Raw genomic sequence first — 25,478 nt, 5'->3', positions numbered from 1 at the left:
CGCAGAAACGGAACAGCATGATCAATCCGACGCACCCTCAACTCGGTGGACCGCCGTTTGGTTACGGCCTCCGGCGGTCCACCGTGATCTTCTTCGTAACAGCTCCCGGCCCCTGGCCTCAGCGGACGGCGATCTCCACGTTCTCGAGCACGCCGAGCGCGTCCGGCACCATGATGGCCGCGGAGTAGTACGCGGTGACCAGGTAGTTGATGACGGCCTTCTCGTCGATGCCCATGAAGCGCACCGACAGGCTGGGCTGGAACTCGTCGGGGATGCCGGTCTGGTGGAGGCCGACGACACCCTGGTTGTCCTCGCCGGTGCGCAGGACCAGGATCGAGCTGGTGTTCTCCGGGGTGATCGGGATCTTGTTGCAGGGCAGGATCGGGACGCCGCGCCAGGCCGGCACCTTGTGGCCCTGGATGTCGACCGTGTCGGGGTACAGGCCGCGCGAGTTGAACTCGCGGCCGAGCGCGGCGATGGTCTTGGGGTGGGCGAGGAAGAACTCGGAGTCGCGGCGGCGGCTGAGCAGCTCGTCCAGGTCGTCGGGGGTGGCGGGGCCGGAGTGGGTCTGGATCCGCTGGTTGAAGGCGCAGTTGGAGAGCAGGCCGAACTCGCGGTTGTTGATCAGCTCGTGCTCCTGGCGCTCGCGGAGCGCCTCGACGGTGAGCTTGAGCTGCTGCTCGATCTGGTTCATCGGGTGGTTGTACAGGTCCGCCACCCGGGAGTGGACGCGCAGCACGGTCTGTGCGATGGACAGCTCGTACTCGCGCGGCTTGAGCTCGTAGTCGACGAACGCGGTGGGCAGCTGGAACTCGCCCTCGTGGCCCGCGGACATCGCGATCTCGGCCTCGCCGAGCTCGTTCTGGCGCTGCAGCGGCAGGCTGGCGAAGTCCCGGATGTGGGCCTGGAGGCTCTCGGACTGGGCGAGCACCGCCTGGAAGTCGGCCCGGCTGAGGGTGAGCAGGGTGCCGGCGGTCTTGGCGGTGGCGGTGTAGTCCCAGCTGGCGTCGGCGTCCAGCAGGGCGTTCTCCCCGAAGCGGTCGCCGTCGCCGAGGACGCCGATCACCGCGTCGTCGCCGTACTTGCCGCTGGAGATCTGGTTGATCTTGCCGTGCGCGATCAGGTGGATCTTGTCGGACGGGGTGCCGCGCTCGGCCAGGGTCTCCCCGGCCCGGAACTCGCGCTGCACGCACCGGTCGGCGATCGCGGACAGCACGTCGTCGTCCTCGAAGCCGCGCAGCAGGGCGAGTTCACCGAGCTCCCGGGGGATGACGCGGACGTCGCCGCCGGTCTGGATGAACTCGATCCGGCCGTCGCCGACCGTGTAGGTCAGGCGCCGGTTGACCCGGTAGGTACCGCCGGAGGTCTGCACCCAGGGCAGCATCCGCAGCAGCCAGCGGGAGGTGATCTCCTGCATCTGCGGCGCGGACTTGGTGGTGGTCGCCAGGTTGCGTGCGGCGGCGGTGGTGAGGCTGGTCTGCTGGCGCTGCGCCTGCTGAGTCTCCGGGCTGCTGTCCACGGACATTGGGCCGGGCTCTCCTTCGTCTCGCCACGGACCTGACGTCTCGTCAGATCCATGGGTGTATTGGGGTCTTGGAAAAGAGTCAAGGGGGATGGCCGAGGGGATCGGAGGGACTTCGGGTCACCGGCGTCACCGTGCCGCCCACCGCCTCCCGAACAGTAGATCTTCGCCACTCCCCGCACCGCCCCCGCAGCCCACGGTGCACCCGATCAGGTGAACATTGCCCCCAGAAGGATTGGGATCGACTCCGCCCTGTTTGCCATCCGACTGACCTCGCGGCAACTCAGGTTGACCGCGAACCACCCGCCCCTCACGTCACATCCGCCACCCGGCGGCCGGATTGACGCTCCGTCAACCCATCTCGGACTGCGCCCGCAGCAGGACCTCGCCCGCCTCGGTGCGGAAGTACAGCACCGACCGTCCGGTGCGGCGGCGCTGCACCAGCCGGGCGTCGAACAGCACCTTCAGGTGCCGGCCCACCGAGCCCAGGCCCTGCCCGGTCAGCGCCACCAGCTGGGTGGTGGTCTTCGGGGCGCCGAGCAGCGCCAGCACGTCCGCCCGGGCCGGGCCGAGCAGCCGGCCCAGCGCCTCGGGGGCGCGCGCCCGGCCGGCCTCGGCCAGCACGCCGGAGCACGGGTACACCACCGCGTACCGGCCGGCCCGGACGGCCGAGGTGTCCCAGCAGACCCAGCTCTGCCGGGGCGTCACGGGGACGAACATCAGCTGCGCACCGGCGAGTTGCCTCGGCGGGTGGTCGTGCGCGGTGATCTGCAGGCGACTCCCGCCCAGCCAGCGCATCCCGGGCCGCAGGTCGGCCAGCGCCGCGGCCCACCCGCCCCGGCCCAGCTGCGCCGTGCGGGCGACGATGTCGGCCTCGACGGTGCGCCGGCGCTGCGGCCAGGACGGGAGCACCGCCGTCGTCCAGGTCCACTCCAGCAGGTCGGCCGTCCGGGCGGGCAGGTCGTCGCGGCGCAGCACGTCCGGCAGCGGCCCGCCGCGGGCCTCCGCCAGGTCCTCCCGCGCCGTCCGGGCCGGCGTGCCGCGGACCTGCGCCAGCTCCTCGGCGAACTCGGCCTCCGCGACCGGTGCGGCCGGCGCGGACCTGGGCGTGGGCGTGGGTGTGACGAAGGTGGCGTTCCACGACCCGCCGATCGCGGTGCGCACCAGTGGGGCGGTCACCGGGTCCGCCGCCAACTGCCACCGGTACGCGGGCAGATGGACGTCGAGCCAGCGGCGTTCGGCCGGGTTCCCGCCGACGCCCCGGTGCAGCAGTTTCAGTGCGGCAAGGGTCTCCGCCAGCGGGGAGACGACGAACCGGCTGCCGACGAGCGTGTCGGCGCCGACCTGCCACCCACGCCTTCGGGTTGCACGGCTCCGGCATGCTCGCCATGCAGGGCGTCGGCGCCGCCCTCGGCGGCGCCCTGGCCGAACGGACCTCCCCCGCGACCGCGATCGCCGCGCTGGCCGCCGCCTCCCTCGCCGTTACGCTGCTCCTCGCCCCCGGGCTGCGCGCCCGAGGCGAAGCACCGGCCTGAAACCTCTGCTCTCCCTGCAATTCATGTGCCTTCCGGCCCCTAATTCCTCGCTCTTCCGTCCCGCCCGGGCTGACGGGCCGTCAATTTCGCCGACCCGGGCCGACGGAAAACCCTTCGGCGAGTGCCGGGAAATCCTCGCCCTTCACGCCCGAACTGCCCTCCGGGGTCCGCCTGCCTGCGTCGGCCCTATTGACCGGCCGGATGGTCCGCCGCATACTCCCCCTGTCGCCGGAGGCCGGTGGAACGGATTATCGCTACCTGGAGGATCGGAATTGGCTGGGCCGTGGGAGGGACTTCCGCGCGAATTGTCGGCCGAACTCGGGGCGGAGCAGCAATCCTTGGCCGCCGAGATCATCCGCGAGATCAGATGCTCCCTCCCGGAATTCGCCCGCCCCATCTCCGGCCAATTCGGCACCGGAATCCAGCAGGGCCTGGAGACCGCGCTCGCCGAGTTCGTCGACCGGCTCGCCGGCCTGCCCGCACCCACCCCGCGACAGCTGCGGAACTACCGGGCGCTCGGCCGCGCCGAGTTCGCCGAGGGCCGCAGCCTGGACGCCCTGCAGGCGGCGTTCCGACTCGGTGCCCGGATCATCTGGCGCCGCTACGCCCGGGTGGCCCGCCGCCTCGGCCTCGGCCCCGAACGGCTGGTCACGCTCGCCGAGGCGGTGTTCACGCACATCGACGAGGTCACGGCCGCCGCCGTCCGCGGCTACCTCGACGCCCGCACCGACCGGGCGGGCACCCTCGCCCGGGCCCGGCACCGGCTGCTCGCCCTCCTGCTGTCGGACGCACCGCACACCGGACCGACTGCCCCCGGACCGGCCGGCACTGGGCCGACCCGCACCGGATCGACTGCCCCCGGACCGGCCGGCACCGGACCGGACGCCGCCGACCTCACCGACGCCGCGCAGGCCGCCGAGTGGCCGCTGCCCGCCCTGCTCGCCGCCGTCTCGCTCGACCCGCGCACGCCCGCACCCCTGCCGACGGCCCGTCAACCACTGGCCCGCATCGCCTCGTTCGGCTCCCGCCCACCGGGCGACGGCCGACTGCCCGACCACGTCCTGGCCGACCTGGAGAGCCCACAGCCCCACCTCCTGCTGCCCAATCCGGCAGCCACGCTCACCGACCCGCGGGTCGCCGCCGCCCTCCAGGGGCGCGGCGCGGTGATCGGCCCGGCCGTCCCGCCGGCGCTCGCCGCGCAGTCGCTGCGCTGGGCACGCCTGCTCCGCGCCTCCCTCCCGAATGCCCCGGACCAGCCGGTCGACTGCCGCGACCACCTCACCGATCTGCTGCTGCTCACCGATCCGGCCCTGGTCCGGCTGATCGCCGAACGTCGCCTCGCCCCGCTCGCGCCGCTCACCCCCAAACAGCGCGACCGCCTGGCCGCCACCCTCCTCGCCTGGCTCCAGACCGGTCGCGGCACCGCGCCCCAGGTCGCCGCTCGCCTGGGCATCCACCCCCAGACCGCCCGCCAGCGCCTGCACCGCGTCCACCGCCTCTTCGGCCCGTCGCTGGCCTCCCCCAACACCCGCCTGGAACTGGAAGTGGCCCTCCGCGCCACCACCTCGCCCTGACGGCCGGCCGCTCTCCGGGTGTCTGTCGGCCGGTCGTCCGTTCTCATGCCCACCACCGCAGTTCCGTGGATCACTCCGAACACCCCGATCTGGCAAGGCCGTTCGCAGGCGGATACCATCCGTCCCGGAACGGATCTTGCTGCACGGGGGAGGCATGAGCATGCTGGACGGACTGGACGAGTTCTGCGAGCGGGCGCTGACGGAGCACGCGTGCCCGTCGCTGAGCGTGGCCGTGGTGCAGGGCGACGAGGTGGTGTTCGCGCGGGCCTACGGGCTGGCCGACGTCGCGGAGAACCGCGCTGCGACCCCGGAGACCGTCTACGGTCTCGCCTCGATCACCAAGGCGTTCACCGCGACGGCCGTCTGCCTCGCGGCCGACCGCAAGCTGCTCGACCTGGACGCGCCCGTACCCGGCGGCGACCCGTGGCCGCCCACGCCGCGTCAGCTGATGCAGCACCGGGGCGGGTTCCCGTCGTACTACGACTTCCAGTACGACGCCGATTCCTCGATCGACTTCTCCGCCTACCGCCGCCAACTCCAGGCTCCTGGCGGCGAGTTCGAGTACTCGAACCACGGCTACCGGGAACTCGGACTGCTCCTCGAACAGGCCACCGGGCAGCCGCTGCGCACCTTCCTGCACGAGCAGGTCGCCCGGCCGCTCGGCCTGACCTCCTTCGACCTCGGCCCGACCTACGCCGGCCCCGCGCCCGCCGCGAGCCGCTACACCCCGGACGGCCGCGTCTACCCGACCTGCTACGACAGCCACCCGTCCGCCGGGGCGGGTTGGGCCAGCGCAACGGACATCGCGCTGTTCGCGCGCCGCTCGGCGGGCCTGCTGCACCCGGCCACGGCGGCGGCCGTCCTCGACGGCCCGGCCATCAACGACCGTCTCGGGTACGGCTTCGGCCGGGTCGTCCAGCGCGGCGACGGCTCGTCGATCGTCAGCCACGGCGGCGGCATGGGCGGCGTCGGCACCATGATGATCGACCTGCCCGAGCGCGAACTCTCCCTCGCCGTCCTCGCCAACTGCACCGACAAGTCGGCCCGCAACGCCGTGGTCCTCCACCTGATGGACACCCTGGCCCCCGAGTTCGACCCCGGCCACCTCGCGCCGGACAGCGACCCGACCCGCGCGTTCGCCCTCGCCCCCGGCAGCTGGGCGGGCCTGATCGAGTCCCCGGACGGCGGGATCCCGCTCCGCCTGGACGTCCTCGCCGACCGTCGGGTCGTCGTCCACCTCGCCGATCTCCCGCCGGCCACCGTCCCGGCGACCGCCTCCCGCCGCTGGGACGTCCGCCTCGCCGCCGACCTCCAACTCCCCACCGCCGACGCCCGGTTGAACAGCCCCTCGTTCGGCCTGGAGCTCCACGCCGACGGGGACGCGCTGACCGGCCGGGCCGGCGCCTTCAAGGACGGCGACCGCGAGGGCCTGCTCGGCCCGTACCTCCTCCACCCCTGCCGGCTGCTCCGCGGCTAAGGTCTCGATCATGGCCGTCACCGCTGTCGTCTTCGACTTCTTCGGAACTCTCACCCCGAGTACGCCGGCCGGTGTCTGGGACGACCACGCCGCGCGGAGCGCCGCCCCGCTCGGCCTGCCGACCGGCGTCTGGCGCGCGGCCCTGGACTCCTCGTTCCCGGAGCGGGCGACCGGCAGCCTGGGCGACCTGGCGGCCACCTTCCGCACGCTCGCCCGCCGCAACGGCCTCGACCCCGGTGACGAGGCCCTCACGGCGGCCTGCGCCGCACGGCTGGCGGCGCAGCGCGAACTGTTCGCGCTGCGTGCCGACGCCGTCCCGACCCTGACCGAGCTGCGCGCCCGCGGACTGCGCCTGGGGGTGCTCAGCGACTGCACCGCCGAGCTCGCCGAGAGCTGGTCGCAGCTTCCGCTGGCCGAGCTGGTCGACGCCCGGGTGCTCTCCTGTGAGGAAGGCCGGCGCAAGCCCGATCCGGAGCTCTTCCAGCTGATCGCCCGTCGCCTCGGCGTCGCCCCGCAGGACTGCCTCTACGTCGGCGACGGCGGCGGCCACGAACTCACCGGCGCCACCGCCTGCGGCATGCGGGCCTTCATGCTCAGGGCCGCCGACTGGGCCGACAACGACGCCCACTCCCGCGAGGACGACTGGTCCGGCCCGTCCCTCCCGTCGCTGTCCGACGTCCTGTCCCTGCTCGCCCGACTCCCCTGATCGCGACGGCTCCCCTGATCACCGCGACGGCCACACCACCGCCTGCGCCACGATGACCCGCTCGCCGTTGAACGTGACGGCGGGCCCCTCGTGCAGCTCGTATCCCAGCGCGAGCGCCTCGCTGACCCGGTGGCAGAAGCTCGCGTCGTCGGGCCCGGTCAGGACGCGGTAGCGGGGCAGTCCGTCCGGCGGCGTATTCGAAAGTGTGCTCATTCCCTCAGCATCTCAGGCAGGTGGACGAAGTCTCAGGCAGGTGGACGAAGCCGAGGGGCGCTCCGCCGCGTCCGTGCACTCCGCCCGTGCACCGTCCGCCGCTGCCGCGGGCCGGGGGCCCGCCGCTAGCGTGGAGGCAGGTCCAAGGCCCCATCCCCCACGGAGGGTCCGCGCGCATGAAGCTCCGTCTCGCGGCCGCGCTCGGTACGGCGGCGGCACTCCTCTCGTTGGTCGCCGGGTCCGGCACGGCCGGCGCCTCGGTGACCATGGACGACATCGTCATCGGCAGCAGCAGGTTCATCGACCACCGCCTCACCAGCATCTACGGCAGCTACGAGCTGAGTTCGACCACGCTCGGCGCCAACACGTCCAACACCCACTGGCGGATCGCCTCCGCCGCCCCGACACCGGCTGGGCGATGACGCAGGGCGCGATCGGCACCCAGTTCTTCAACTTCGCCGTCCGCTCCTGCCTGGACGACGGCAACAACAGCCCGTACCTGTTCCACGAGGAGGGCTGCAATCGAACCAACCCGCATCAGAGCTGGTTCCTCGTTCGGTAGCGCCCGCGCGGCGCGGCCCTGCAAGAAGCGGCCTACCCGGCCGCCGCGTCCTCGCCGTGGACGACCGCGTCCTCGCCGTTGAAGAAGGCGGCCTCGCCATTGAAGAAGGCGGCCACGCCTCGCGCTCCGGCGGGCGAGTGCATCAGCGTCATCACCCGGTCGGACTCGGCGGCGACCTCGGCGGTGCGGGCGAACATCTCGGTCTCGTAGGCGCGCAACGCCCGCTCGTGGTCGGCGGGTTCGGCGGTCAGCGCGTCGGCGAGTTCGAGGGCGTCCCGCATCGCCGCGTTGGCGCCGCTGCCGACGGGCGGCATCAGGTGGGCGGCGTCGCCGAGCAGGGTGAGGCCGGGGCGGTGCGGCCAGCGCAGGCCGACGGGCAGGGCGGTGAGCGCGCGGGGCATCAACTCGCCTTCGCAGGCGGCGATCAGCGCACGGCAGGTGGGAGTCCAGTCGGCGAAGAGTTCCAGCAGCGCGGCGCGGGCCTCGGCGGGGCGGTCGAACGGGATGCCGCAGGTGGTCGGCCAGTCGGCGGGGCCGTGGAAGGAGAGGCCGACCAGGACCCGGCCGTCGGAGCAGCGCTGTGCGGCGACCGAGCGGTCGTCGCCGATCGCCCAGTAGCTGCCCCGGCCGACGGCGGCGGCCAGGTCGGGGTGGGTGCGGTCGATGGCGGGGATGTCGCCCTGGACGGTGTTGACGCCGAGGTGGCGCGGTTCGGCGGGGGTGAGCAGCGGGCGCAGCCGGGAGCGGGCGCCGTCCGCGCCGATCAGGATGCGGTGGTGGGCGGTGCTGCCGTCGGTGAAGTGCAGCTGCCAGCCGCCGCCGGGGGCGGGGGTGGCGGTGCGCAGGGTGTGCGCCCAGCGGACGGTGCCGGGCGGCAGGGAGCCGAGCAGCAGGTCGCGCAGGTGGGCGCGGTCGATCTCGGGTCGGGGCGGCGGGGCGTCGCCGGGCGCCGGGTCGGGGGTGTATTCGCGGTGGTGGACGGTGCCGGCCGCGTCGAGCAGGATCATGTCCTGGCCCTCGGGGCGGGCGTGCCGGTCGAAGGCTTCGTCCAACCTGGCGGCGCGCAGGGCGCGTTGGCCGGTGTCGAGGTGCAGGTCGAGGGTGCCGCCCTGGGTCCTGGCGTCCGGCCCGTTGTCGCGCTCGTAGACCGTGGCGTGGATGCCCCGCAGAGTGAGCAGCCTGGCCAGGGTCAGGCCGCCCGGGCCGCCTCCAACGATGCCGACGCCGCTGCCGCTCGTTGTGGACATGCGTGTCCCCCCGTCTGGTTGATACACCGTATCGATCGATACACTGTATCGACCGCCGCACACGCCCACCACCCGGCAGGAGACCTCACCATGACGAACCGTCAGCCCAAGGCCGAGGCCGAGCCCGCCGCCACCCTGATCTGGGCCCGCCCGGAACCCCCGGCCCGGCGGGCCCCGCAGCCGCAGCCGCTGAGCCGCGCGCTGATCGTCGGCGCGGCCCTCGAACTCGCGGATGCGGACGGCCTGGAGGGCGTCTCGATCCGCCGGGTGGCGGCGGTGCTGGAGGTCGGCCCGATGCGGCTGTACGGGTACGTGGACACCAAGGACGAGCTGCTCGACCTGATGGCGGACGCGGTCTACGCCGAGATCACCCCACCCGCCCCACCCGCCGACCACCTGCCGCAGGACTGGCGGGCGGGCCTGCGCCTGATCGCCGGGCTGACCAGGCGGGCCGCGCTGCGCCACGAGTGGTTCCCCGAACTCCTGGGCGGCCGCCCGCACTTGGGGCCGCACGCACTGGCCGCGCTGGAGGCCAGGCTGTCGGTGCTGAACTCCGCCCCGGGCCTCGCCGGGCGCCCCGCCGCACTGCGCCAGGCCGCCGCCGCCTTCCACGCCTACCTGGTGGGGGCGCTGCGCACGGAGCTGGCGCAGCGCCAGGCCGACCGGACGGAGGGCCGCTCGGAAGAGCAGTGGCGCGACGCGGTCTCCCCGTACCTGCGCCGGGTCCTGGAGTCGGGCCGCCACCCGCTGCTGGCGGAGGTGATCGGAAAGGCCGAACACCCCACGCCTGGCGAGGAGTTCGAGGCCGGCCTGGAGATCGTGCTGAACGGCATCGCCGCACAGGTGTCCTGATCGGCCGCCCGCGTCGCGCACCCGGCCGAACATCTCCGGCCAGGCCGACGGTCCCCCGGCCATTCCGGAGCCGTTCCCCCGAACCGGCTTGCCGGGCCACCGCCGTCACCGCGACGCTGATGACTGCTGCCCCGCCGACCCGCCCCGCCGACCCTCGCCGGCCGGGGCGGGCACGGCGTCCCTGCGAACGCACCACGCCGACAGGGCCCGGCGCGACCGACCACCCGACGCTCGCCGACCCGCCATAAGACAGTCCGCAACCGTCTCAGCCCTCGGCCGTCTCAGTCCTCGAAGGCCACCAGCCGCTCCAGCACCGGCAGCGCCTCCAGCAGCACGGCGCGCTCGTGTGCGTCGAGTTCGGCGGTGCGGCGGGCCAGCACCTCGGAGCGGCGTTGGCGGATCTCGGCGAGCAACTCGATGCCCTCGGGCGAGAGTTCGACCAGCGCGGAGCGGCGGTCGTCCGGATCGGGGAGGCGGGTGAGGAGTCCGGAGGCGACCAGCGGGGCGACGGTGCGGGTCATCGACGGGGCGGCGACCCGTTCGCGGGCGGCGAGTTCGCCGAGCCGGATCGGACCGTGCGCCTCGATCCGGGCCAGCGCGGAGAGCTGCGCGAAGGTGAAGTCCTGCCGGCCGGACGCCTGGGCGAGCTGCCGGTGCAGCCGGGCGACGACGAGTCGCAGCCGCACCACCTCGGCCGGTTCGAGCCCACCCCCCACCGCCGAAGCGCCACCCCCCACCGCCGAAGCGCTGTGCTCCCCCGAAGCGCCGTACTCCGCCGAACTGTTCATGCCGCCTCCCGCGCCGCCGCCGTGTCCTCGGCGACCGTACCCTCCTCCTCGGGCCGCCCGCCCCGGCCGCGCAGCAGCGAGGCGACGGCGGCGACCAGCGACATCGCGATGGCCAGCGCGAACACCACCATCAGCCCGTCGTGGAAGGGTCCGGAGATCAGGTGCGGGAAGAACTCCCGTCCGGTCAGGGTCTGCGCGTTGGACGCGGGCAGCGTGGACAGTACGTGCGGGCCGAGCAGTTCGTGGATCGGGTTGTAGCCGAGGAACGCCGCGAACAGCGTACCGACGGGCGGAAGTCCGGCGACCGCGTCGGCGTCCGCCGGGGAGACCCCCTGCGCGGTGAGTCCGCTGCTGAGCGTGCCGGGCAGGGAGCCGGCCAGCCCGGCCACCATCAGCGAGAAGAACACGCCGATGGACAGCACCATGCCGGCGTTCTGGAAGGTGGCCCGCATGCCGGAGGCGGCGCCCCGGTCGGCGGCGGGGACGCTGGACATCACCAGCGCGGTGTTGGGCGCGGCGAACAGGCCGCCGCCGAGGCCGTTCAGGAACACCAGCAGCGCGAACCAGAGGTACCCGAAGTCGGTGGGCAGGAGCAGCAGTCCGGCGAACGAGGCGGCCATCACCACCAGCCCGCCGGCCGCGAACAGCCGGGCCCCGAACCGGTCGGAGAGGTACCCGGCGATCGGTCCGGCGGCGAGGAAGCCGACGGTCAGCGGGACGAGGTAGATGCCGGCCCACAGCGGGGTGTCGGCGTAGTCGTAGCCGTGCAGCGGCAGCCAGATGCCCTGCAGCCAGACGATCAGCATGAACTGCAGGCCGCCCCGGGCGATCGAGCCGAGCAGGGTGGCCAGGTTGCCGCCCGCGAACACCGGGTCACGGAACAGCCGCAGCGGGAACATCGGTTCGGCGACCCTGGTCTCGATCACGCAGAACAGGATCAGCACGGCGGAGCCGCCGATCAGCCCGCTCAGCACCCAGGGGTTGGTCCAGCCCATGGTGTGGCCGCCGTAGGGCTGGATGCCGTAGGTGATGGCGGCGAGCAGCGCGGTGAGGCCGACGGCGAAGGTGATGTTGCCCCACCAGTCGATCCGGCCGGGCCGGCGGACGCCGGTCTCGTGCAGCGAGCGGTAGGCCCAGACGGTGCCGATGATGCCGATCGGGACGTTGACCCAGAAGATCGAGCGCCAGTTCCACTCGGCGAGCAGGCCGCCGAGCACCAGTCCGACGAACGAACCGGCGATCGCCGCCACCATGTTGACGCCGAGTGCCATGCCGCGCTGCCGGGCGGGGAACGCGTCGGTGATGATCGCCGCCGAGTTGGCCATCAGCATCGCGCCGCCGACGGCCTGGACCACCCGCCAGCCGATCAGCCAGAGCGCTCCGCCGCCGCCGGCCATCGGGTCGAGCGAGAGGATCACCGAGGTGACGGTGAAGATCAGGAAGCCCGCGTTGTAGATCCGCACCCGACCCCAGATGTCGCCGAGCCGCCCGAGCGTCACCACCAGGACGGCGGTGACCAGCATGTAGCCCATCAGCATCCACAGCAGGTAGCTGACGTTTCCGGGTTGCAGCGGGTTCAGGTGGATGCCGTTGAAGATCGCGGGCAGTGAGATCAGCACGATCGACGAGTTGATGGTGGCGATCAGCATGCCGAGCGTGGTGTTCGACAGTGCGACCCACTTGTAGCGCGGATGCTCCACCCCGATCCGCCCCGGCCCGCCCGTTCCCTTGCTCACGTCGGCCATCTCCCGCCCCACCCCGTAGGAAGCCGTGATGATAGTTAGCTGATGTGAACTAAATTACTCCGGACGAACGCCACCGGCCACCGTTTCCCGACAACCGGCCCCGACAGCCGGACAACCGCTCCCGACAAGCCCGACAAGCGGCCCCGACAGACGAACTCCCGGCACGGGCCCGTGCCGGGAGTCGGAGCACAGCCGACCGAGGGCCGCTACTGCCGCTCGTCGTCCTGCTGGTCGTCCGCGTTCTGCTCGCCCTGCTGCTGGTCGCCGGCCTTCTGCTGGTCGTCGCCCTGTTGGAGCTTCTGGCCCAGGCGCTGCTTGGCCTGCTCCTCGGCCTGCTGCGCCTTGTCCCGGAACTTGTCGCCCATACCCATGACTACTCCCTGTGTTCGGGTGGCTTCGGGTTGGTGCCAGCGTGTCACGGACTCCCCTCCCCCGCAGGTCGGCGACGGGCGGGCTCAGCCGTGCAGTCGGACGGGCAGTGCGGCCGGACCGTCGGAGATGAACGACTCCACCCGGGGCAGTTCCTCGGCGGGCGCCGTGAGGGTGAGTCGCGGGAAGCGGTCGAAGAGCGCGGCCAGCGCGATCCGGGCTTCCAGGCGGGCGAGTTCGGCGCCGAGGCAGAAGTGCGTGCCGTACCCGAAGGAGAGGTGTTCGCGGCGGCTGTCCCGGGTGTGCTCCCAGCGGTCGGCGTCGGCGCCGTGCAGGGCCTCCTCGCGGCCGGTGGCGGTGAAGTTGACGACCAGCAGGTCGCCGCGCGCGAAGGTGATGCCGCTGGCCTCGTCGTGCAGGTCCTCGACGGCGAAGCGCGGCAGGATGTTGGCGACCGGCGGCCGCAGGCGCAGCGTCTCCTCGACGGCGTCCGCCCAGCGTGCGGGGTCCTTGCGGAGGGCTTCGAGCTGTTCGGGGTGGGTGGTCAGCGCGATGATCGCACTGCCCAGCAGGTTGACCGTGGTCTCGTGGCCCGCGCCGATCAACAGCAGGAGGCTGTCGAGGAGTTCGCGCTCGGTGAGGCCGGTGCCGGTCTCCTCGTCGTGGGCCTGGATGAGCGCGGTGGTGACGTCCTCGCCGGGGGCCTGCCGCTTGGTCTCGACCAGGCGGGCGAGGTGGGCGTAGACGGCCTCGGCGTTGCGGACGGACTGCTCGGGGCTGACGCCGGTCTCGAAGAGGTGACCGATGGTGGCGCGGAACGCGTCGTGCAGGTCCTCGGGCACGCCGAGCAGGGTGTTGACCACCATCAGCGGCAGCACCCAGGTGAACTCGGTGCGCAGGTCGACGACTTCGTCCTGCGGGTGGGCGGCGAGCCGGTCGAGCAGTTCGCCGGTGATCCGCTCGATCTCGGGGGCCAGCGCCCGGATGCGGCGCGCGGTGAAGCCGGGGCTGATCAGGCGGCGCAGCCGGCCGTGCTCGGACCCGTAGGCGGTGAAGGCGTTGCGGGGGTCGACCCACATCCGCAGCGGCCAGTCCTCGGCTATCTCGCCGGCGAGGTAGGCGGTCCAGTGCTGGTGGGCGTCCTTGGAGACGCGGGGGTCGGTGAGCAGGCGCTTGATCAGGGCGGGGTCGGTGACGGACCAGGCGGGGACGCCGCCGGGCAGTTCGACGGGGGTTGCGGGCCCGAGGGCGCGCAGCGCAGCGGCTTCGCCGGGCAGGTCACTTCCGGCGGTGTCGAGACGGAACGGGCAGCGCTGAGTGTCCATCAGAAGATGTCTCCGGAGGGTCGGTTGCGGTGTCCTGGATCGGTCGCGCGATCTGCTCGGACTGTACCTGCCATCTTTCTTTCCCGGCCCGGTTTCGGGTCACCCGTGCGACTGCCCGTCAGTTCACTTGGGCACGCGAGGAGTTGTCAGTCCGTCCCGCTAGGGTGTCCGACGTGTCGATGATCATGGATCGTGATGGGGTCGCGGAGCAGCTGGAGCCGTTCCGGCGGGAGTTGACGGCGTACTGCTACCGCATGCTGGGCTCGGCCTTCGAGGCGGAGGACGCGGTGCAGGAGACGATGGTCCGCGCCTGGTCGAAGTTCGACGGCTTCGAGGGGCGCGCGGCGCTGCGGACGTGGCTGTACCGGATCGCCACCAACGTGTGCCTGGACATGGGCCCGGCGGCGCAGCGGCGGGCCCGGCCGATGGATCTGACGTCCCCGTGTTCGGCGGGGTCGCCGGATCTGACGCAGCTGGAGGAGAACATCTGGGTCGGGCCGGTGCCGGACGAGCGGGTGCTGTCGGGCGATCCGGCGGAGGTGGCGGTGGGGCGGGAGTCGATCCGGCTGGCGTTCGTCTCCGCGTTGCAGAAGCTGCCGGCCCGGCAGCGGGCGGTGCTGATCCTGCGCGAGGTGCTGGCCTGGTCGGCGGCGGAGACGGCGGAGTTGCTGGGGACGTCGGTGGCGTCGGTGAACAGCGCGCTGCAGCGGGCCCGGGCGACGCTGGCGGACGGCGCCGCGCCCTCGGGTGACGCCTTCAAGCCGCTGGACGAGGCGCAGCGCACGCTGCTGGCCCGCTACGTGCAGGCCTTCGAGGCGTTCGACATCGAGGGCCTGAAGCGGCTGCTGCACGAGGACGCGGTGCTGAACATGCCGCCGTTCCGGATGTGGCTGCGGGGCCTCGCCGAGCTGGAGACGTGGTGGCTGGGCCCGGGCCGGGGGTGCGTCAACTCGCGGCTGCTGCCGGTGGAGGCGAGCGGTTCGCCGGCCTTCGCGCAGTACCGCGCGGCGGAGGACGGCAACGGCTGGACGCCGTGGGGCATCACGGTGCTGGAGGTGGTGGACGGCCGGATCGCCACGATGACCAACCACATGGACGTGGAGCGGCTGTTCCCGCTGTGGGGTCTGCCGGCCCGGCTGACGGAGGATCCCCGGCTCTGACATCGCGTCAGCCCTCGGGGAGGGCGTCGGTCAGCCCGGTGAGGTCGAGCAGCAGCCTCAGCCGGGGGCCGGCCCCGCGCAGTACCACCCGGTGGCCCGTCCGCCGTGCGAGCGCCGCCAGCCTGCCGAGGCGGTGGAGGTCGCCGGGGGCGGGCCGCAGCACGTTCCCGACCAGCAGGACGATGGTGGCGGGCGGGTGGTGGGCGGTCAGCAGTGCGGTGAAGTGCGCCTCCAGGGACGGGCGGGCGGCGTGCTGCGGCGGGACGTCGAACTCGACGGTGTCATCGGTGTGCATGCCGGTGATGACCGTCCGGCGGCCGCGGACTCATCGGCCGGAGCCCGATCGGTCCCGGAGAAAAGTTTTTCAGATCTCTTCGCCGGGACCGATGAGTTCGGCGCGGGGGCTCCGTCTGACCGGTTGTGAGCGAGCGACGCTCACTGGAGAACCGAGCTAGGAGCACCACCCATGAGGAAGATCACCGCCGGTCTGTTCATCTCCGCCGACGGCGTCGTCGAGTCCCCGGAGCAGTGGCATTTCCCGTACTTCGACCAGGAGTTGGGCGCGGCGGTCGGCACGCTGCTGGGCGCGTCGGACACGGTGCTGATGGGCCGCACCACCTACGACGTGTTCGCGGGCTCCTGGCCGGCGGTCGAGCTGGCGGGCGGCGAGGAGGCCGGGATGGCGAAGGCCATCGGCGACACCCGCAAGATCGTGGTCTCGCACCAGGACCTCTCCTTCACCTGGCGCAACTCCGAGCAGCTGAAGGGCGACCTGGTCGAGGGCGTCCGGGCGCTGAAGCAGGAGGAGGGCGGCCCGATCGGCATGTCCGGTTCGGTCTCGGTGGTGCGTCAGCTGCTGGCGGCGGGCCTGCTGGACGAGCTCAACCTGTTCGTCCACCCGGTGGCCCGCGGCCGCGGCATGCGCCTGTTCGACGAGACCGCCGACCCGATCGAGCTCACGCTGCTCTCCTGCCGGCCCTTCGCCGGCGGCACCGTCCACCTGGTGTACGGCCCGGCCGCGGTGTAGCGGAGCGCGGGCGGCTCCCGCTCCCCCGGGCTCGTGAGGTCGGACTGGTCGGCCTCGCGAGCCCGGTCAACACTTCGTCAACTGTCGGCAATTGCCATGCAATTTCGCCATCCATGGTCAAATTCCGGCCGAGCGCATCATTTCCTCCGCGAATCACGCCGCAGCCCTTCGAACGTGTGGCAGGTTAAGCCATGGCGCATGTGAAATATCACATGTCGCACCTCGCTATCACGTGCCTCAGCTGGGCACCACCACATGGAGGAGAACACCCGATGAACCACCGTTCGGTGAAGAGCCTGACCCTGCTCGCCGCGGGCATGGCCACCGTCGGCGCCCTGACAGTCGCTCCCGCCCAGGCCGCCACTGCCACTGCCACCACCACCACCTCGACCACGGAGACCTGCAGCCCGTGGTCGCTGCAGTCCGGGCTGTCGACCCAGGTCTGCGCCTCGATCACCGGTGACAGCGTCCAGTTCCTCGGCCGTGTCGGCCTGGCCGGCCCGCCCTCCCCGGACTTCCCGCCGCAGCCCCAGACGCTCGCCACCACGCTCTCCGGCCAGGTCGTCGGCGGCGCCTCGCTCGGCTCCTCCTCGCAGTACGTGAACTTCCTCGCGAGCACCGTCACCGTCAACGGCCCGTCCGCCACCGTCGCGTGCGGTTCGACCGTCAGCGGCACCTTCGCCGTCACCAAGTTCGGCTGGGGCCCGACCCCGGTCACCGTCACCGCCACGGTCCCCTGCTGACCCGAACGCGTGAACCGGGCCCGGGAGTCGCCACTCCCGGGCCCGGCCCGCGTTCTGCTCCGGAGATCCGGAGATCCGGTGCTCCGGCGCTCCGTCAGACCCGTTCGACCGGGCCGGCCTCGACCGTCGGCCGGGTCTCGGCCGCGGGCAGGCTCGCGCCCTCCAGGTCGACGTCCGGGACGATCCGGTCGAGCCGGCGCGGCAGCCACCAGGCACGCCGGCCGAGCAGCGCCATCACGGCGGGCACCAGGGTCATCCGCACCACGAAGGCGTCGATGAACACGCCGACGGCGAGCGCGAATCCGATCGACTTGATGATCGGGTCGTGGTTGAACACGAAGCCGCCGAACACCGCGACCATGATCAGCGCGGCGGCGGTGACGACCCGTCCGCTGCGCGCGACGCCGTGCGTGACGGCCCCGGCGGCGTCGCCGGTGTGCTGGTGGTGCTCGCGCATCCGGCTGACCAGGAACACCTCGTAGTCCATCGCGAGGCCGAACAGCACGCCGATCAGCAGCACCGGCAGGAAGCTGGTGACCGGCCCGGCGGACGGGATGTCGAGCAGACCGTTCAGGTGGCCGTCCTGGAACACCCACACAGTGATGCCGAGCGCGGCGGCCACCGACAGCAGGAACCCGAGCACCGCCTTGAGCGGCACCAGCACCGAGCGGAACGCGACGGTCAGCAGAGCGAGCGCCAGCACCACGATCAGGGCCACGAACACCGGCAGCGCGTCGGCGAGTTTGCCGGACACGTCGATCGCGGCGGCGGTCGCCCCGGCGATGTACAGCGTGCCGCCCTCGGCGGTGACATCCCCCTTGTGGGTGCGCAGCCGGTCGACCAGGTCGCTGGTGGCCTTGTCGTCCGGCCCGGTACGGGGGACGACGGGCACGGCGACGGTGCTGCCGTCCGCGTTCGCCACCGGGCGGCCGACGGCGGCGACGCCCGGGTCGGCGGAGAGCGTGGCGTGCAGCTCGGCGAGCGCGGGCTCGCGGCGCTCGGCCGGGATGCCGGTGGCGTCGACCACGGCGACCAGGGTGGCGTTGAAGCCGGGGCCGAAGCCCTCGCTGAGCAGGTCGTAGCTCTTGTGCAGGGTACTGGCGGCGGGCTGCGAGGCGTTGCCGGGCAGGCCGAGCCGCAGGTCGCGGGCGGGCAGCGCGAGGGCGAGCAGCCCGACCACGCCGGCCAGCAGCACCAGCAGCGGCTTGCGCGTGACGGCCCGCGCCCAGGCCGCCGACCACGACGGCTTCCCGCCGGTCGCGGCCTTCGCGGCTTCCCCTGCCTTCCCGGCCTTCCCTGCCTTCCCGGCCTTCCCGGCCTTCGCGACCCTCGGCCGGGGCCGCAGGCGTTCGCCGAGCACCCCGAGCAGCGCGGGCACCAGGGTGACGGCGACCAGGACGGCGAGCAGCACGGTGGCGGCGGCGGCCAGGCCCATCACGGTCAGGAACGGGATGCCGGTGACGGCGAGCGCGGCCAGCGCGATGATCACGGTGGCGCCGGCGAACACCACGGCGCTGCCCGCGGTGGCGGTGGCGCGGGCCGCCGACTCCTCGACCTCGCTGCCGGGTTCGGCGAGTTGCTCGCGGTGCCGGGCGATGATGAACAGCGCGTAGTCGATGCCGACGGCGAGCCCGATCATCAGCGCCAGCACGGTCGCGGTGCCGGTCATCTCGACGACGTTGGCGAGCAGTTGGGCGCCCAGCACCCCGATGCCGACGCCGACCAGCGCGGTCAGCAGCGGCAGTCCGGCGGCGACCAGCGAGCCCAGCGCGACGGCCAGCACGACGAACGCGACGACCACGCCGATCGCCTCGGCAGGGCCGCCGACCTCGATGTCCGGCGCCATCACGGTGCCGCCGAACTCGGCCTGTAGGCCCGCCTCGCGCAGCGGCGCGGCCACGCCGTCCAGCGCGTCCTTGGCGCTCTGCGGGACGTCCTGCGCGGGCCGGTCGAACTGCACGTCGGTGAAGGCGATCCGCAGGTCCGGCGAGACCGTCCGGCTCTCGAACGGGTCGGCGACGTGCGCCACGCCGGGTATCGCGGCGGCCCGGTGCAGGCTCTCCTGCACGGCCGCCCGGGCTTCCGCGGTGTCCAGGCTCTGCCCGGCGGGCGCCGCGACCACCAGGCGCGCGGTACCGGCGGCGGACTCCGGCAGTTGACGCTCCAGCAGGTCCTGGGCCTGCTGGGACTCGATGCCGGGGACGGTGAACTCGTTGCTGGTGGGCCCGGCCAGGGTGATGCCGAGCGCGCCGATCGTCGCCAGCAGCAGCAGCCACAGCCCGATCACCCGGCCCCGGCGGCGCACCGCCCATCGTCCCCATCCGTACAGGACCGACGCCATCGCGCCCCCTCGTGCTCGAAACCAGTGGATTTTTGCACTCTAAGGCAACTTTGCAGTCAGCTGCAAAATTACCGCCACTGGTAAGAACTGCTAGGATGCGCCGCATGACCGAGGGTGCGAGGGAACGCGGCAAGGCCCGCCGCCGGGAGGCGATCCTGCGAGCGGCGTACCAGCTGTTCGCGGAGCGCGGCTTCGAGGCGACCACCATCGCCGACATCGCCGACCGGGCCGAGGTGTCCGCCCGGACCGTCACCCTCTACTTCCCGACCAAGCTCGACCTGGCGACCTCCCATCTCGCCGAGTTCACCGACCGCCTCTCCCAGGCCCTGAACGACCGGGCGCCGGGCACCAGCACCCTGGAGGCGCTGGAGCGCTGGCTGCGCGCCGACCTGGCGGAGACCACCTGCCCGAGCGAGCTCGACACGCTCTGGGAGGCGATGCTCGACCGCAACCCGCAGCTGCGCGCCGTCGCCAACAGCCGCCTGGCGGAAGCGATCCAGGAGGGCGCCCGGATCTTCGCGGCCGAACGCGGCGACGCCCCCGACGACTTCGCGCCCCGGATGGTCGCCGCCGCGGCCGCCGCCGTGGTCAGCGAGCTCTACCTGCGCCCCACCGAGACCCACCTGGAGGCCGCCATGGCCTTCCTGGCCGCCGGCATCACCACCCTGCCCCCCGGCCAGCGCCCCTGACCCACTCCCCGGTCGGCGCCCCTGCCCGCGGCCCGGAGCACGCCCGGTGAGATCGGCCCGGCCGTCCTGGCCGGGGCATCGAGTCCACGTCCCGACCGAACGGGCCTGCGGCCCACCTGCACGCCTGGCTCCTCCCAGCCAGGCACCAAGCGATCCGCCCCCCACGCCCATCGGACCGACCGGCTCCCCGCCGGCCGCCCGCCCCCGCTCAGGCGAAGAGCCCGCCGTCCACAGCCGGCATGCTGCCCGTGATGAACGCGGCGGCCCGCATCGCCACCCTGCCCCCGGCCAGCGCCCCTGCCCACGGCCCCGGCCCGGAGCGCGCCCAGCGAGATCGGCCCGATCACCGCGCCGCGCCCGCGAACGCCCGACCGAACGGGCCGGCGGCACACCCTCGCGCCGGGCTCCTCCCAGCCGGCACGAGACGATCCGCCGACCGCCGGCTCCCCGCTCAGGCGAAGAAGCCGCCGTCCACGGCCAGCACGCTGCCCGTGATGAACGCCGCGGCCGGCGTCGCCAGGAACACCACGGTGGCCGCGAGTTCCTCGGGACGGCCGTAGCGGCCGAGCGCGTTCAGCGCGCGCTGGGCGTCGGCGTTCGGCCCGTCCTCCGGGTTCATCTCGGTGTTCACCGACCCGGACTGCACCACGTTGACGGTGATCGCGCGCGGCGCGAGCTCCAGCGCGGCGGCCCGGCTGAACGCGGCGACGGCCGCCTTGCCGGCCGCGTAGTCGGCGATGCCGGGCCGGGTCGGGCGGACGGCCAGGTAGGACCCGATGGTGACGATCCGTCCGCCGTCGGCCAGCACCGTCGCCGCGGCCCGGATGCCCGCCGTCACCCCGCCCACGTTGACGGCGTACTGCCGGGCCAGCGCCTCCGTGTCGGCCGCTTCGCCGATCGGCCCGGTGGCGATCACGCCCGCGTTGTTGACCAGGATGTCCAGCCGCCCGAAGTCCGCCGCGACGGCGGAGACCAGCTCGGCGACCTGCGCCGGGTCGGCCTGGTCGGCCTTGTACGCGACGGCCCGCCGCCCGAGCGCCTCGATCTCCCGGACCACGGCCTCCGCGCGCGGCGCCGAGCCGCTGAAGCTGATCGCCACGTCCGCGCCGGCCCCGGCCAGCGCCAGCGCGGTGGCCGCGCCGATGCCGCGCGAGCCGCCGGTGACCAGCGCGGTGCGGCCGGCCAGCACGTCGGGCGCGAAGGTGGCAGTGGTGAGCGTCATGATGGTTCCCCTCCGATATCTGTACCGCTCGGTACACACGCCGGGGACGCTACCATATCGATCGGTACAGAACCCTGACCGAATCCACCGAAGGCGAGGCGACATGACGGGCCGTCCGCGCACGTTCGACATCGAGGACCGTCTCGAACTCGCCATGCGGGTGTTCTGGCGGCACGGCTACGAGGGCACCGCGCTGTCCGACCTGACGGCCGCCATGGGCATCAACCGGCCCAGCCTGTACGCCGCGTACGGCAACAAGGAGGCGCTGTTCCGCCAGTGCCTGGACCACTACCACCGCGGGCCGGCCCGGCACGTCCGGGAGGCGCTGGACGAGCCCACCGGCCGGACCGTCGCCGAGCACCTGCTGCGCGGCACCGTCGCGGTGGTGACCCGCGAGGAGGGCCCGGGCTGCCTGCTGGTGAACGGCGCGCTGGCCACCGGAGAGGGCTCCGCCGCAGTCCGCGCCGACGCCGCCGCCCGCCGCACCGAGGCCCGCGCCGCCCTCCGAGCCCGCCTCCGACTCGCCGCCGAGGCAGGCGAGTTCACGCCCGGCACCGACCCGGCCGTACTCGCCGACTACCTGACCACCCTCACCCACGGCCTGGCCGTCCGCGCCGCCGACGGCACCCCGGCCGAAGAACTGCACCGCACGGTCGACTTCGCCCTCGCCACCTGGCCCGCCACCTGACTCGACGCCTGACCCGACGCCAACCCGGCCCCGCCCGACGTCGGCCCGCCGCCAACAGCAGCTCACGGAGCCAGACCCCCCGAAACGCCGAACCGCCCGGGGCCGCAGCAACTGCGGCTCCCGGGCGGTTCGTTCGTGACGCGGACCGTCAGGCGGTCTTCGCCTCCACCGAGGCGGCGGGCTTCGGCGCGGAGCCGGTGGCCTTCGGCTTGCGGAAGAAGAAGTACAGCGTCGGCACCAGGTACATCAGCCAGATCACGACCTGGACCACCGTCGGGTTCGGCTGGAAGTTGAACACGCCCTTCAGCAGGGTGCCGTACCAGCTGTCGACCGGAATGGTGGACGAGATGTCGAACGCCAGCTCGTTCAGACCGGGGATCCAGCCGGCCTCCTGGAGGTCGTGCACGCCGTAGGCGAGCACGCCCGCGGCGACCACGACCAGCATGCCGCCGGTCCAGGTGAAGAACTTCGCCAGGTTGATCTTGAGCGCGCCGCGGTAGAACAGCCAGCCCAGCACGGCCGAGGTGACCAGGCCGAGGATCGCGCCGACCAGCGGGTTCCAGCCGTCGCCGGTGGCCTGCACGGCCGTCCAGATGAACAGCGCGGTCTCCAGGCCCTCCCGGCCGACGGCCAGGAAGGAGGTGACGACCAGGGCGACGGTGCCCATCGCCAGCGCGGCGTCCAGCTTGCCGTGCAGTTCGCTCTTCAGGTGCCGGGCGGTGCGCTTCATCCAGAACACCATCCAGGTGACCAGACCGACCGCGAGGATCGACAGGCTGCCGCCGAGCGCCTCCTGCGCCTCGAAGGACAGCCGGTTGGAGCCGAATTGCAGCACGGCGCCGAAGGCCATGGACACCGCGACGGCACTGCCGACGCCGATCCACACCGGGCCGAGCCGGTCCTTGCGGCCGGTCTTGACCAGGTAGGCGATCAGAATGCAGACCACCAGGCTGGCTTCGAGGCCTTCTCGAAGGCCGATCAGGTAGTTGGCGAACACGGCGGTTCTCCTCGGTGGGGGCGTGAGGGTGATAGGGGCGGGGGTCAGCCGAACAGGGTCTGGCCCCACCACTCGCCGGACTTACGGACCCCGGGCGGGCAGGCGAAGTGGGCGGATCCGACGTGCGTGATGTACTCGTTCAGCTTGTCGTTGGCCGCGAGCTTGGTCTGCAGCGGCACGAACGCCTTGCGGGTGTCGCGCTGGTACGCCAGGAAGAACAGGCCGGCGTCCAGGCGGCCGAGGCCGTCGGTGCCGTCGGTGAACGAGTAGCCGCGACGCAGGATCATCAGCCCGTCGTTGCTGTCCGGGTGGGCGAGGCGCACGTGCGAGGTGACGGGCATCGCGGACAGGTCGGGCGCGTCGCGTTCCTTCTGCTTGCCGTAGGGGGCACCTTCGATCTTGGTGCGGCCGAAGGTGTCCTCCTGGTCCTGCAGCGAGGCGCGGTCCCAGGTCTCGATGGTCATCCGGATCCGCCGGGCCACCAGGTACGAGCCGCCGGTCATCCAGTCCTGGCCGTCGCCGGGCGCCACCCACACGTGCTTGCCGAGCGCGTCCGCGTCCGTCCCGGCGACGTTGTGGGTGCCGTCCTTGAAGCCCATCAGGTTGCGCGGGGTCTGGCTGTCGGGCGTGGTCGAGGAGGTCTTTCCGAAGCCCAGCTGCGACCAGCGGACGTTCACCACGCCCATGCCTATCCGGGCCAGGTTGCGGATCGCGTGCACCGCGACCTGCGGGTCGTCCGCGCAGGCCTGCACGCAGATGTCGCCGCCGCTGCGGTTGGCCTCCAGCCGGTCGCCCTTGAACTTCGGCAGGTCCACCAGCGCCTCGGGCCGCTTCGCCTTCAGGCCGAACCGGTCCTGGCCGTCCTTCTCGAACAGCGTCGGACCGAACCCGATGGTCAGCGTCAGCCGCGACGCCGGCAGGCCGAGCGCCTCGCCGGTGTCGTCCGGCGGCGACTGCGGGACCACGCCGACCGCCCCGCCGCCGACCTCGCGGCCGCCGGTGATCGAGGCGGCCGCCTTGGTCCACTCCTTGAGCATCGCGACCAGCTTGTCCCGGTCGTCGGTGATCACGTCGAACGCCGCGAAGTGCAGCCGGTCCTGAACGGGCGTCGAGATGCCCGACTGGTGCTCGCCCCAGAACGGCACGTCCTGGCTCTGCGGCGCGGCCGCCGGGCTGTCGCTGTCCATGGTCGCCGCGGCCACCGTGCCCACGCCGGCCGCGCCGATCGCCACACCGGCGCCGGCCCACCCGATGACGGCCCGTCGGCTGAGCCCGACCCGCTGCTGCGCCTCGGCGGGAGCCGTCTGCTGCTCGTTCTCGGCGTCCATGTTGCGTTCCCTCTCGGACGTGACCCTGCGCGGACCTGCACGGATCCGCGCGGACCGGACCTGCTGACAGTGGCTTAGCTTACGCTGCCCTTACTTCACCACGACGGCCGCGGCCAGCTTCGACAGCGGCTCGCTCAGCGCGTTCACCGCGTCGGAGAAGGTCTTGCGCTCGTCCTCGGTCACCTTGTCGTACGAGGTGTAGCTGCCGTCGGCCTGGCGGTACTTGCCCAGCAGGCCGGTGATCTTCTCGAACTCGGCGTCCAGGGCCTTCGACAGGGTCGGGTCGTTCTCGGAGGCGACCGGCTTCAGCAGCTCGTAGGCCTGGCGGGCGCCCTCCACGTTGGCGGCGAAGTCCGACAGGTCGGTGTGGCTGTAGCGGTCCTCCTCGCCGGTGATCTTGTTCTTGGAGACCTCGTCCAGCAGCTCCTTGGCGCCGTTGGCCATGCCGGTCGGGGTGATCTCCGCCTCGGGGACGCGCTTCTGCCAGTCCTTCAGGTCGGTGACCAGCTGGGCGGCGAGGGCCTTCTCCTCGTCGCCGATCTTGCCGTCCGCCCACAGCGCCTTCTCCAGGCGGTGCCAGCCGGTCCACTTCTGACCGTCCTCCAGCGCGTCCTCGCGGGCGTCGGTCTTCGGGTCGATGTCACCGAAGCTCTCCGCCACCGGCTCGGTCCGCTCCCAGCCCAGCCGGGACGTCGCGAACAGCGACTTCGCCTTCTCCACGTCGCCCGCGGTGATCGCCGCCGCGAACTGCTCCACCACGGGGATGGTCGCGTCCGCCTGCTCCTGCGCGTACTTGCGGTAGTCCGCGACCGCCTGCGTCAGCCGGTCGTCCGTCTTCGCCGGCGCACCCGAGGCCGCCGTCACCGTGATCTTCTGCCGGATGCCGTCACCGGTCATGCCCGGCTTGCACGCCACCTCGTAGGTGCCGGCCTTGATCTCGGCGTTAATGCTGACCTTGGTGCCCGGGCCGATGTTCTCCCGCTCGGTGACGATCTTGTCGCCCTCGGCGTACACGTACACCTCGGTCGTCTTGTTGCCCTTGTTCGCCACCGCCAGCTCGACGTGCCCGGCCGGGAACGAGGTCTTCGACAGCTCGCACTTGCTGTCGGTGGCCGTCACCTGCACCGGCCCGCTGCCGTCCGCCGACGCCTTCCCGTCGTCCTTCTTCGAACACCCCACCAACGCGGCACCCGCCACAGCGAGAACGAGGAAGGTCGCGGCAGTCGTACGGCGGGCGGGCATGCTCACTCCAGGGACGAGGGTAGGCGGACTCCACGGCCACCGGGGGCTGATCCCCGGTGCCGCTCAGTAAGCTAAGGCATACCTTAGATCCCCCGTCATCCGGGGTCGATACCGGCCTCGACACCC

26 protein-coding genes are annotated in these 25,478 nt (G+C 72.6%); 12 read left to right on the top strand and 14 right to left on the bottom strand.

The window, feature by feature from the left end; translation table 11 throughout:
• Window positions 1-118: 118 nt before the first annotated feature.
• Window positions 119-1,525: a family 2B encapsulin nanocompartment shell protein gene (locus ACFV4P_RS23350; RefSeq protein WP_380473989.1), complete on the bottom strand. Its 1,407-nt coding sequence runs from the start codon at window positions 1,523-1,525 to the stop codon at window positions 119-121.
• A gap of 348 nt (window positions 1,526-1,873) precedes the next feature.
• Window positions 1,874-2,821, bottom strand: coding sequence for an ArsR/SmtB family transcription factor (locus ACFV4P_RS23345; protein WP_380474091.1), 948 nt, complete (start codon window positions 2,819-2,821; stop codon window positions 1,874-1,876).
• 80 nt (window positions 2,822-2,901) lie between these two features.
• On the opposite strand from ACFV4P_RS23345, the gene ACFV4P_RS23340 reads away from it, so the two are divergent.
• The 4 genes from ACFV4P_RS23340 (at window position 2,902) to ACFV4P_RS23325 (ending at window position 6,814) form a co-directional block, all read left to right on the top strand.
• On the top strand, window positions 2,902-3,057 hold the full coding sequence (locus ACFV4P_RS23340) for a hypothetical protein (protein ID WP_380473986.1): 156 nt from the start codon (window positions 2,902-2,904) through the stop codon (window positions 3,055-3,057).
• 338 nt (window positions 3,058-3,395) lie between these two features.
• Window positions 3,396-4,631: a helix-turn-helix domain-containing protein gene (locus ACFV4P_RS23335; RefSeq protein ID WP_380473983.1), complete on the top strand. Its 1,236-nt coding sequence runs from the start codon at window positions 3,396-3,398 to the stop codon at window positions 4,629-4,631.
• A gap of 154 nt (window positions 4,632-4,785) precedes the next feature.
• The gene (locus ACFV4P_RS23330; protein WP_380473981.1) at window positions 4,786-6,108 is read left to right on the top strand and encodes a serine hydrolase domain-containing protein; all 1,323 of its coding nucleotides are present in this window, start codon (window positions 4,786-4,788) and stop codon (window positions 6,106-6,108) included.
• A 10-nt stretch (window positions 6,109-6,118) separates the two neighbouring features.
• Window positions 6,119-6,814 (top strand): HAD family hydrolase, encoded by a 696-nt coding sequence (locus ACFV4P_RS23325; protein ID WP_380473979.1) that lies wholly within the window; start codon window positions 6,119-6,121, stop codon window positions 6,812-6,814.
• An 18-nt stretch (window positions 6,815-6,832) separates the two neighbouring features.
• Here ACFV4P_RS23325 and ACFV4P_RS23320 read toward each other — a convergent pair whose 3' ends face one another.
• Complete coding sequence (locus tag ACFV4P_RS23320) at window positions 6,833-7,027, bottom strand: DUF1737 domain-containing protein (RefSeq protein ID WP_073818639.1); 195 nt, start codon at window positions 7,025-7,027, stop codon at window positions 6,833-6,835.
• A gap of 176 nt (window positions 7,028-7,203) precedes the next feature.
• Between ACFV4P_RS23320 and ACFV4P_RS23315 the strand changes: the two genes are divergently transcribed.
• Complete coding sequence (locus ACFV4P_RS23315) at window positions 7,204-7,449, top strand: hypothetical protein (protein WP_380473976.1); 246 nt, start codon at window positions 7,204-7,206, stop codon at window positions 7,447-7,449.
• On the top strand, window positions 7,446-7,589 hold the full coding sequence (locus tag ACFV4P_RS23310; RefSeq protein WP_380473974.1) for a hypothetical protein: 144 nt from the start codon (window positions 7,446-7,448) through the stop codon (window positions 7,587-7,589). The genes ACFV4P_RS23315 and ACFV4P_RS23310 overlap by 4 nt, the downstream gene beginning before the upstream one ends.
• A 32-nt stretch (window positions 7,590-7,621) precedes the next feature.
• Here the strand turns inward: ACFV4P_RS23310 and ACFV4P_RS23305 are convergent, their stop codons facing one another.
• Window positions 7,622-8,836, bottom strand: a complete 1,215-nt coding sequence (locus ACFV4P_RS23305) for an FAD-dependent oxidoreductase (RefSeq protein WP_380473971.1) — start codon at window positions 8,834-8,836, stop codon at window positions 7,622-7,624.
• A 90-nt stretch (window positions 8,837-8,926) separates the two neighbouring features.
• Here ACFV4P_RS23305 and ACFV4P_RS23300 point away from each other — a divergent pair, with 90 nt between their 5' ends.
• Window positions 8,927-9,688, top strand: a complete 762-nt coding sequence (locus ACFV4P_RS23300; protein WP_380473968.1) for a TetR/AcrR family transcriptional regulator — start codon at window positions 8,927-8,929, stop codon at window positions 9,686-9,688.
• A 281-nt stretch (window positions 9,689-9,969) separates the two neighbouring features.
• Here ACFV4P_RS23300 and ACFV4P_RS23295 read toward each other — a convergent pair whose 3' ends face one another.
• The 4 genes from ACFV4P_RS23295 to ACFV4P_RS23280 form a co-directional block, all read right to left on the bottom strand.
• Window positions 9,970-10,476 carry a MarR family winged helix-turn-helix transcriptional regulator gene (locus tag ACFV4P_RS23295; protein WP_380473966.1) on the bottom strand — a complete coding sequence of 169 codons (507 nt, stop codon included), beginning with the start codon at window positions 10,474-10,476 and terminating at the stop codon, window positions 9,970-9,972.
• Window positions 10,473-12,221, bottom strand: a complete 1,749-nt coding sequence (locus ACFV4P_RS23290; RefSeq protein ID WP_380473964.1) for an MFS transporter — start codon at window positions 12,219-12,221, stop codon at window positions 10,473-10,475. The genes ACFV4P_RS23295 and ACFV4P_RS23290 overlap by 4 nt, the downstream gene beginning before the upstream one ends.
• A gap of 206 nt (window positions 12,222-12,427) precedes the next feature.
• Window positions 12,428-12,592 carry a hypothetical protein gene (locus ACFV4P_RS23285; protein ID WP_380473962.1) on the bottom strand — a complete coding sequence of 55 codons (165 nt, stop codon included), beginning with the start codon at window positions 12,590-12,592 and terminating at the stop codon, window positions 12,428-12,430.
• A gap of 84 nt (window positions 12,593-12,676) precedes the next feature.
• Window positions 12,677-13,915 (bottom strand): cytochrome P450, encoded by a 1,239-nt coding sequence (locus tag ACFV4P_RS23280; protein WP_380473960.1) that lies wholly within the window; start codon window positions 13,913-13,915, stop codon window positions 12,677-12,679.
• Window positions 13,916-14,094: 179 nt separating this feature from the next.
• Between ACFV4P_RS23280 and ACFV4P_RS23275 the strand changes: the two genes are divergently transcribed.
• Window positions 14,095-15,075, top strand: coding sequence for a sigma-70 family RNA polymerase sigma factor (locus ACFV4P_RS23275; RefSeq protein WP_380474088.1), 981 nt, complete (start codon window positions 14,095-14,097; stop codon window positions 15,073-15,075).
• A gap of 7 nt (window positions 15,076-15,082) precedes the next feature.
• Here ACFV4P_RS23275 and ACFV4P_RS23270 read toward each other — a convergent pair whose 3' ends face one another.
• Window positions 15,083-15,370 carry a hypothetical protein gene (locus ACFV4P_RS23270; RefSeq protein WP_380473957.1) on the bottom strand — a complete coding sequence of 96 codons (288 nt, stop codon included), beginning with the start codon at window positions 15,368-15,370 and terminating at the stop codon, window positions 15,083-15,085.
• 171 nt (window positions 15,371-15,541) lie between these two features.
• On the opposite strand from ACFV4P_RS23270, the gene ACFV4P_RS23265 reads away from it, so the two are divergent.
• Both ACFV4P_RS23265 and ACFV4P_RS23260 read left to right on the top strand, forming a co-directional pair.
• Window positions 15,542-16,102, top strand: coding sequence for a dihydrofolate reductase family protein (locus tag ACFV4P_RS23265; RefSeq protein WP_380473954.1), 561 nt, complete (start codon window positions 15,542-15,544; stop codon window positions 16,100-16,102).
• Window positions 16,103-16,374: 272 nt separating this feature from the next.
• A complete protein-coding gene (locus ACFV4P_RS23260; protein WP_380473951.1) occupies window positions 16,375-16,845 on the top strand; it encodes a hypothetical protein in 471 nt (156 codons plus the stop codon).
• Between the two features lie 94 nt (window positions 16,846-16,939).
• On the opposite strand, the gene ACFV4P_RS23255 is transcribed toward ACFV4P_RS23260, so the two are convergent.
• Window positions 16,940-19,186 carry an MMPL family transporter gene (locus ACFV4P_RS23255; protein WP_380473948.1) on the bottom strand — a complete coding sequence of 749 codons (2,247 nt, stop codon included), beginning with the start codon at window positions 19,184-19,186 and terminating at the stop codon, window positions 16,940-16,942.
• 104 nt (window positions 19,187-19,290) lie between these two features.
• Here ACFV4P_RS23255 and ACFV4P_RS23250 point away from each other — a divergent pair, with 104 nt between their 5' ends.
• Window positions 19,291-19,875, top strand: a complete 585-nt coding sequence (locus tag ACFV4P_RS23250; protein WP_380473945.1) for a TetR/AcrR family transcriptional regulator — start codon at window positions 19,291-19,293, stop codon at window positions 19,873-19,875.
• 451 nt (window positions 19,876-20,326) lie between these two features.
• Here the strand turns inward: ACFV4P_RS23250 and ACFV4P_RS23245 are convergent, their stop codons facing one another.
• Window positions 20,327-21,097 (bottom strand): SDR family NAD(P)-dependent oxidoreductase, encoded by a 771-nt coding sequence (locus ACFV4P_RS23245; protein WP_380473942.1) that lies wholly within the window; start codon window positions 21,095-21,097, stop codon window positions 20,327-20,329.
• A gap of 103 nt (window positions 21,098-21,200) precedes the next feature.
• Here ACFV4P_RS23245 and ACFV4P_RS23240 point away from each other — a divergent pair, with 103 nt between their 5' ends.
• Window positions 21,201-21,785, top strand: a complete 585-nt coding sequence (locus tag ACFV4P_RS23240; RefSeq protein WP_380473939.1) for a TetR/AcrR family transcriptional regulator — start codon at window positions 21,201-21,203, stop codon at window positions 21,783-21,785.
• Between the two features lie 148 nt (window positions 21,786-21,933).
• On the opposite strand, the gene efeU is transcribed toward ACFV4P_RS23240, so the two are convergent.
• From efeU to efeO, 3 genes are all read right to left on the bottom strand, one after another.
• On the bottom strand, window positions 21,934-22,782 hold the full coding sequence (gene efeU, locus ACFV4P_RS23235; protein WP_380473936.1) for an iron uptake transporter permease EfeU: 849 nt from the start codon (window positions 22,780-22,782) through the stop codon (window positions 21,934-21,936).
• A gap of 44 nt (window positions 22,783-22,826) precedes the next feature.
• On the bottom strand, window positions 22,827-24,110 hold the full coding sequence (gene efeB, locus ACFV4P_RS23230; protein ID WP_380473934.1) for an iron uptake transporter deferrochelatase/peroxidase subunit: 1,284 nt from the start codon (window positions 24,108-24,110) through the stop codon (window positions 22,827-22,829).
• A 90-nt stretch (window positions 24,111-24,200) separates the two neighbouring features.
• Entirely contained in the window at window positions 24,201-25,352 is a 1,152-nt protein-coding gene (gene efeO, locus ACFV4P_RS23225; protein WP_380473931.1) for an iron uptake system protein EfeO, read from the bottom strand.
• Window positions 25,353-25,478: the final 126 nt, after the last annotated feature.

The sequence above is a fragment of the Kitasatospora sp. NPDC059795 genome, from assembly GCF_042732175.1.
Classification (GTDB): Bacteria; Actinomycetota; Actinomycetes; order Streptomycetales; family Streptomycetaceae; genus Kitasatospora.
This window is presented reverse-complemented; position numbering and strand designations above follow the sequence as displayed.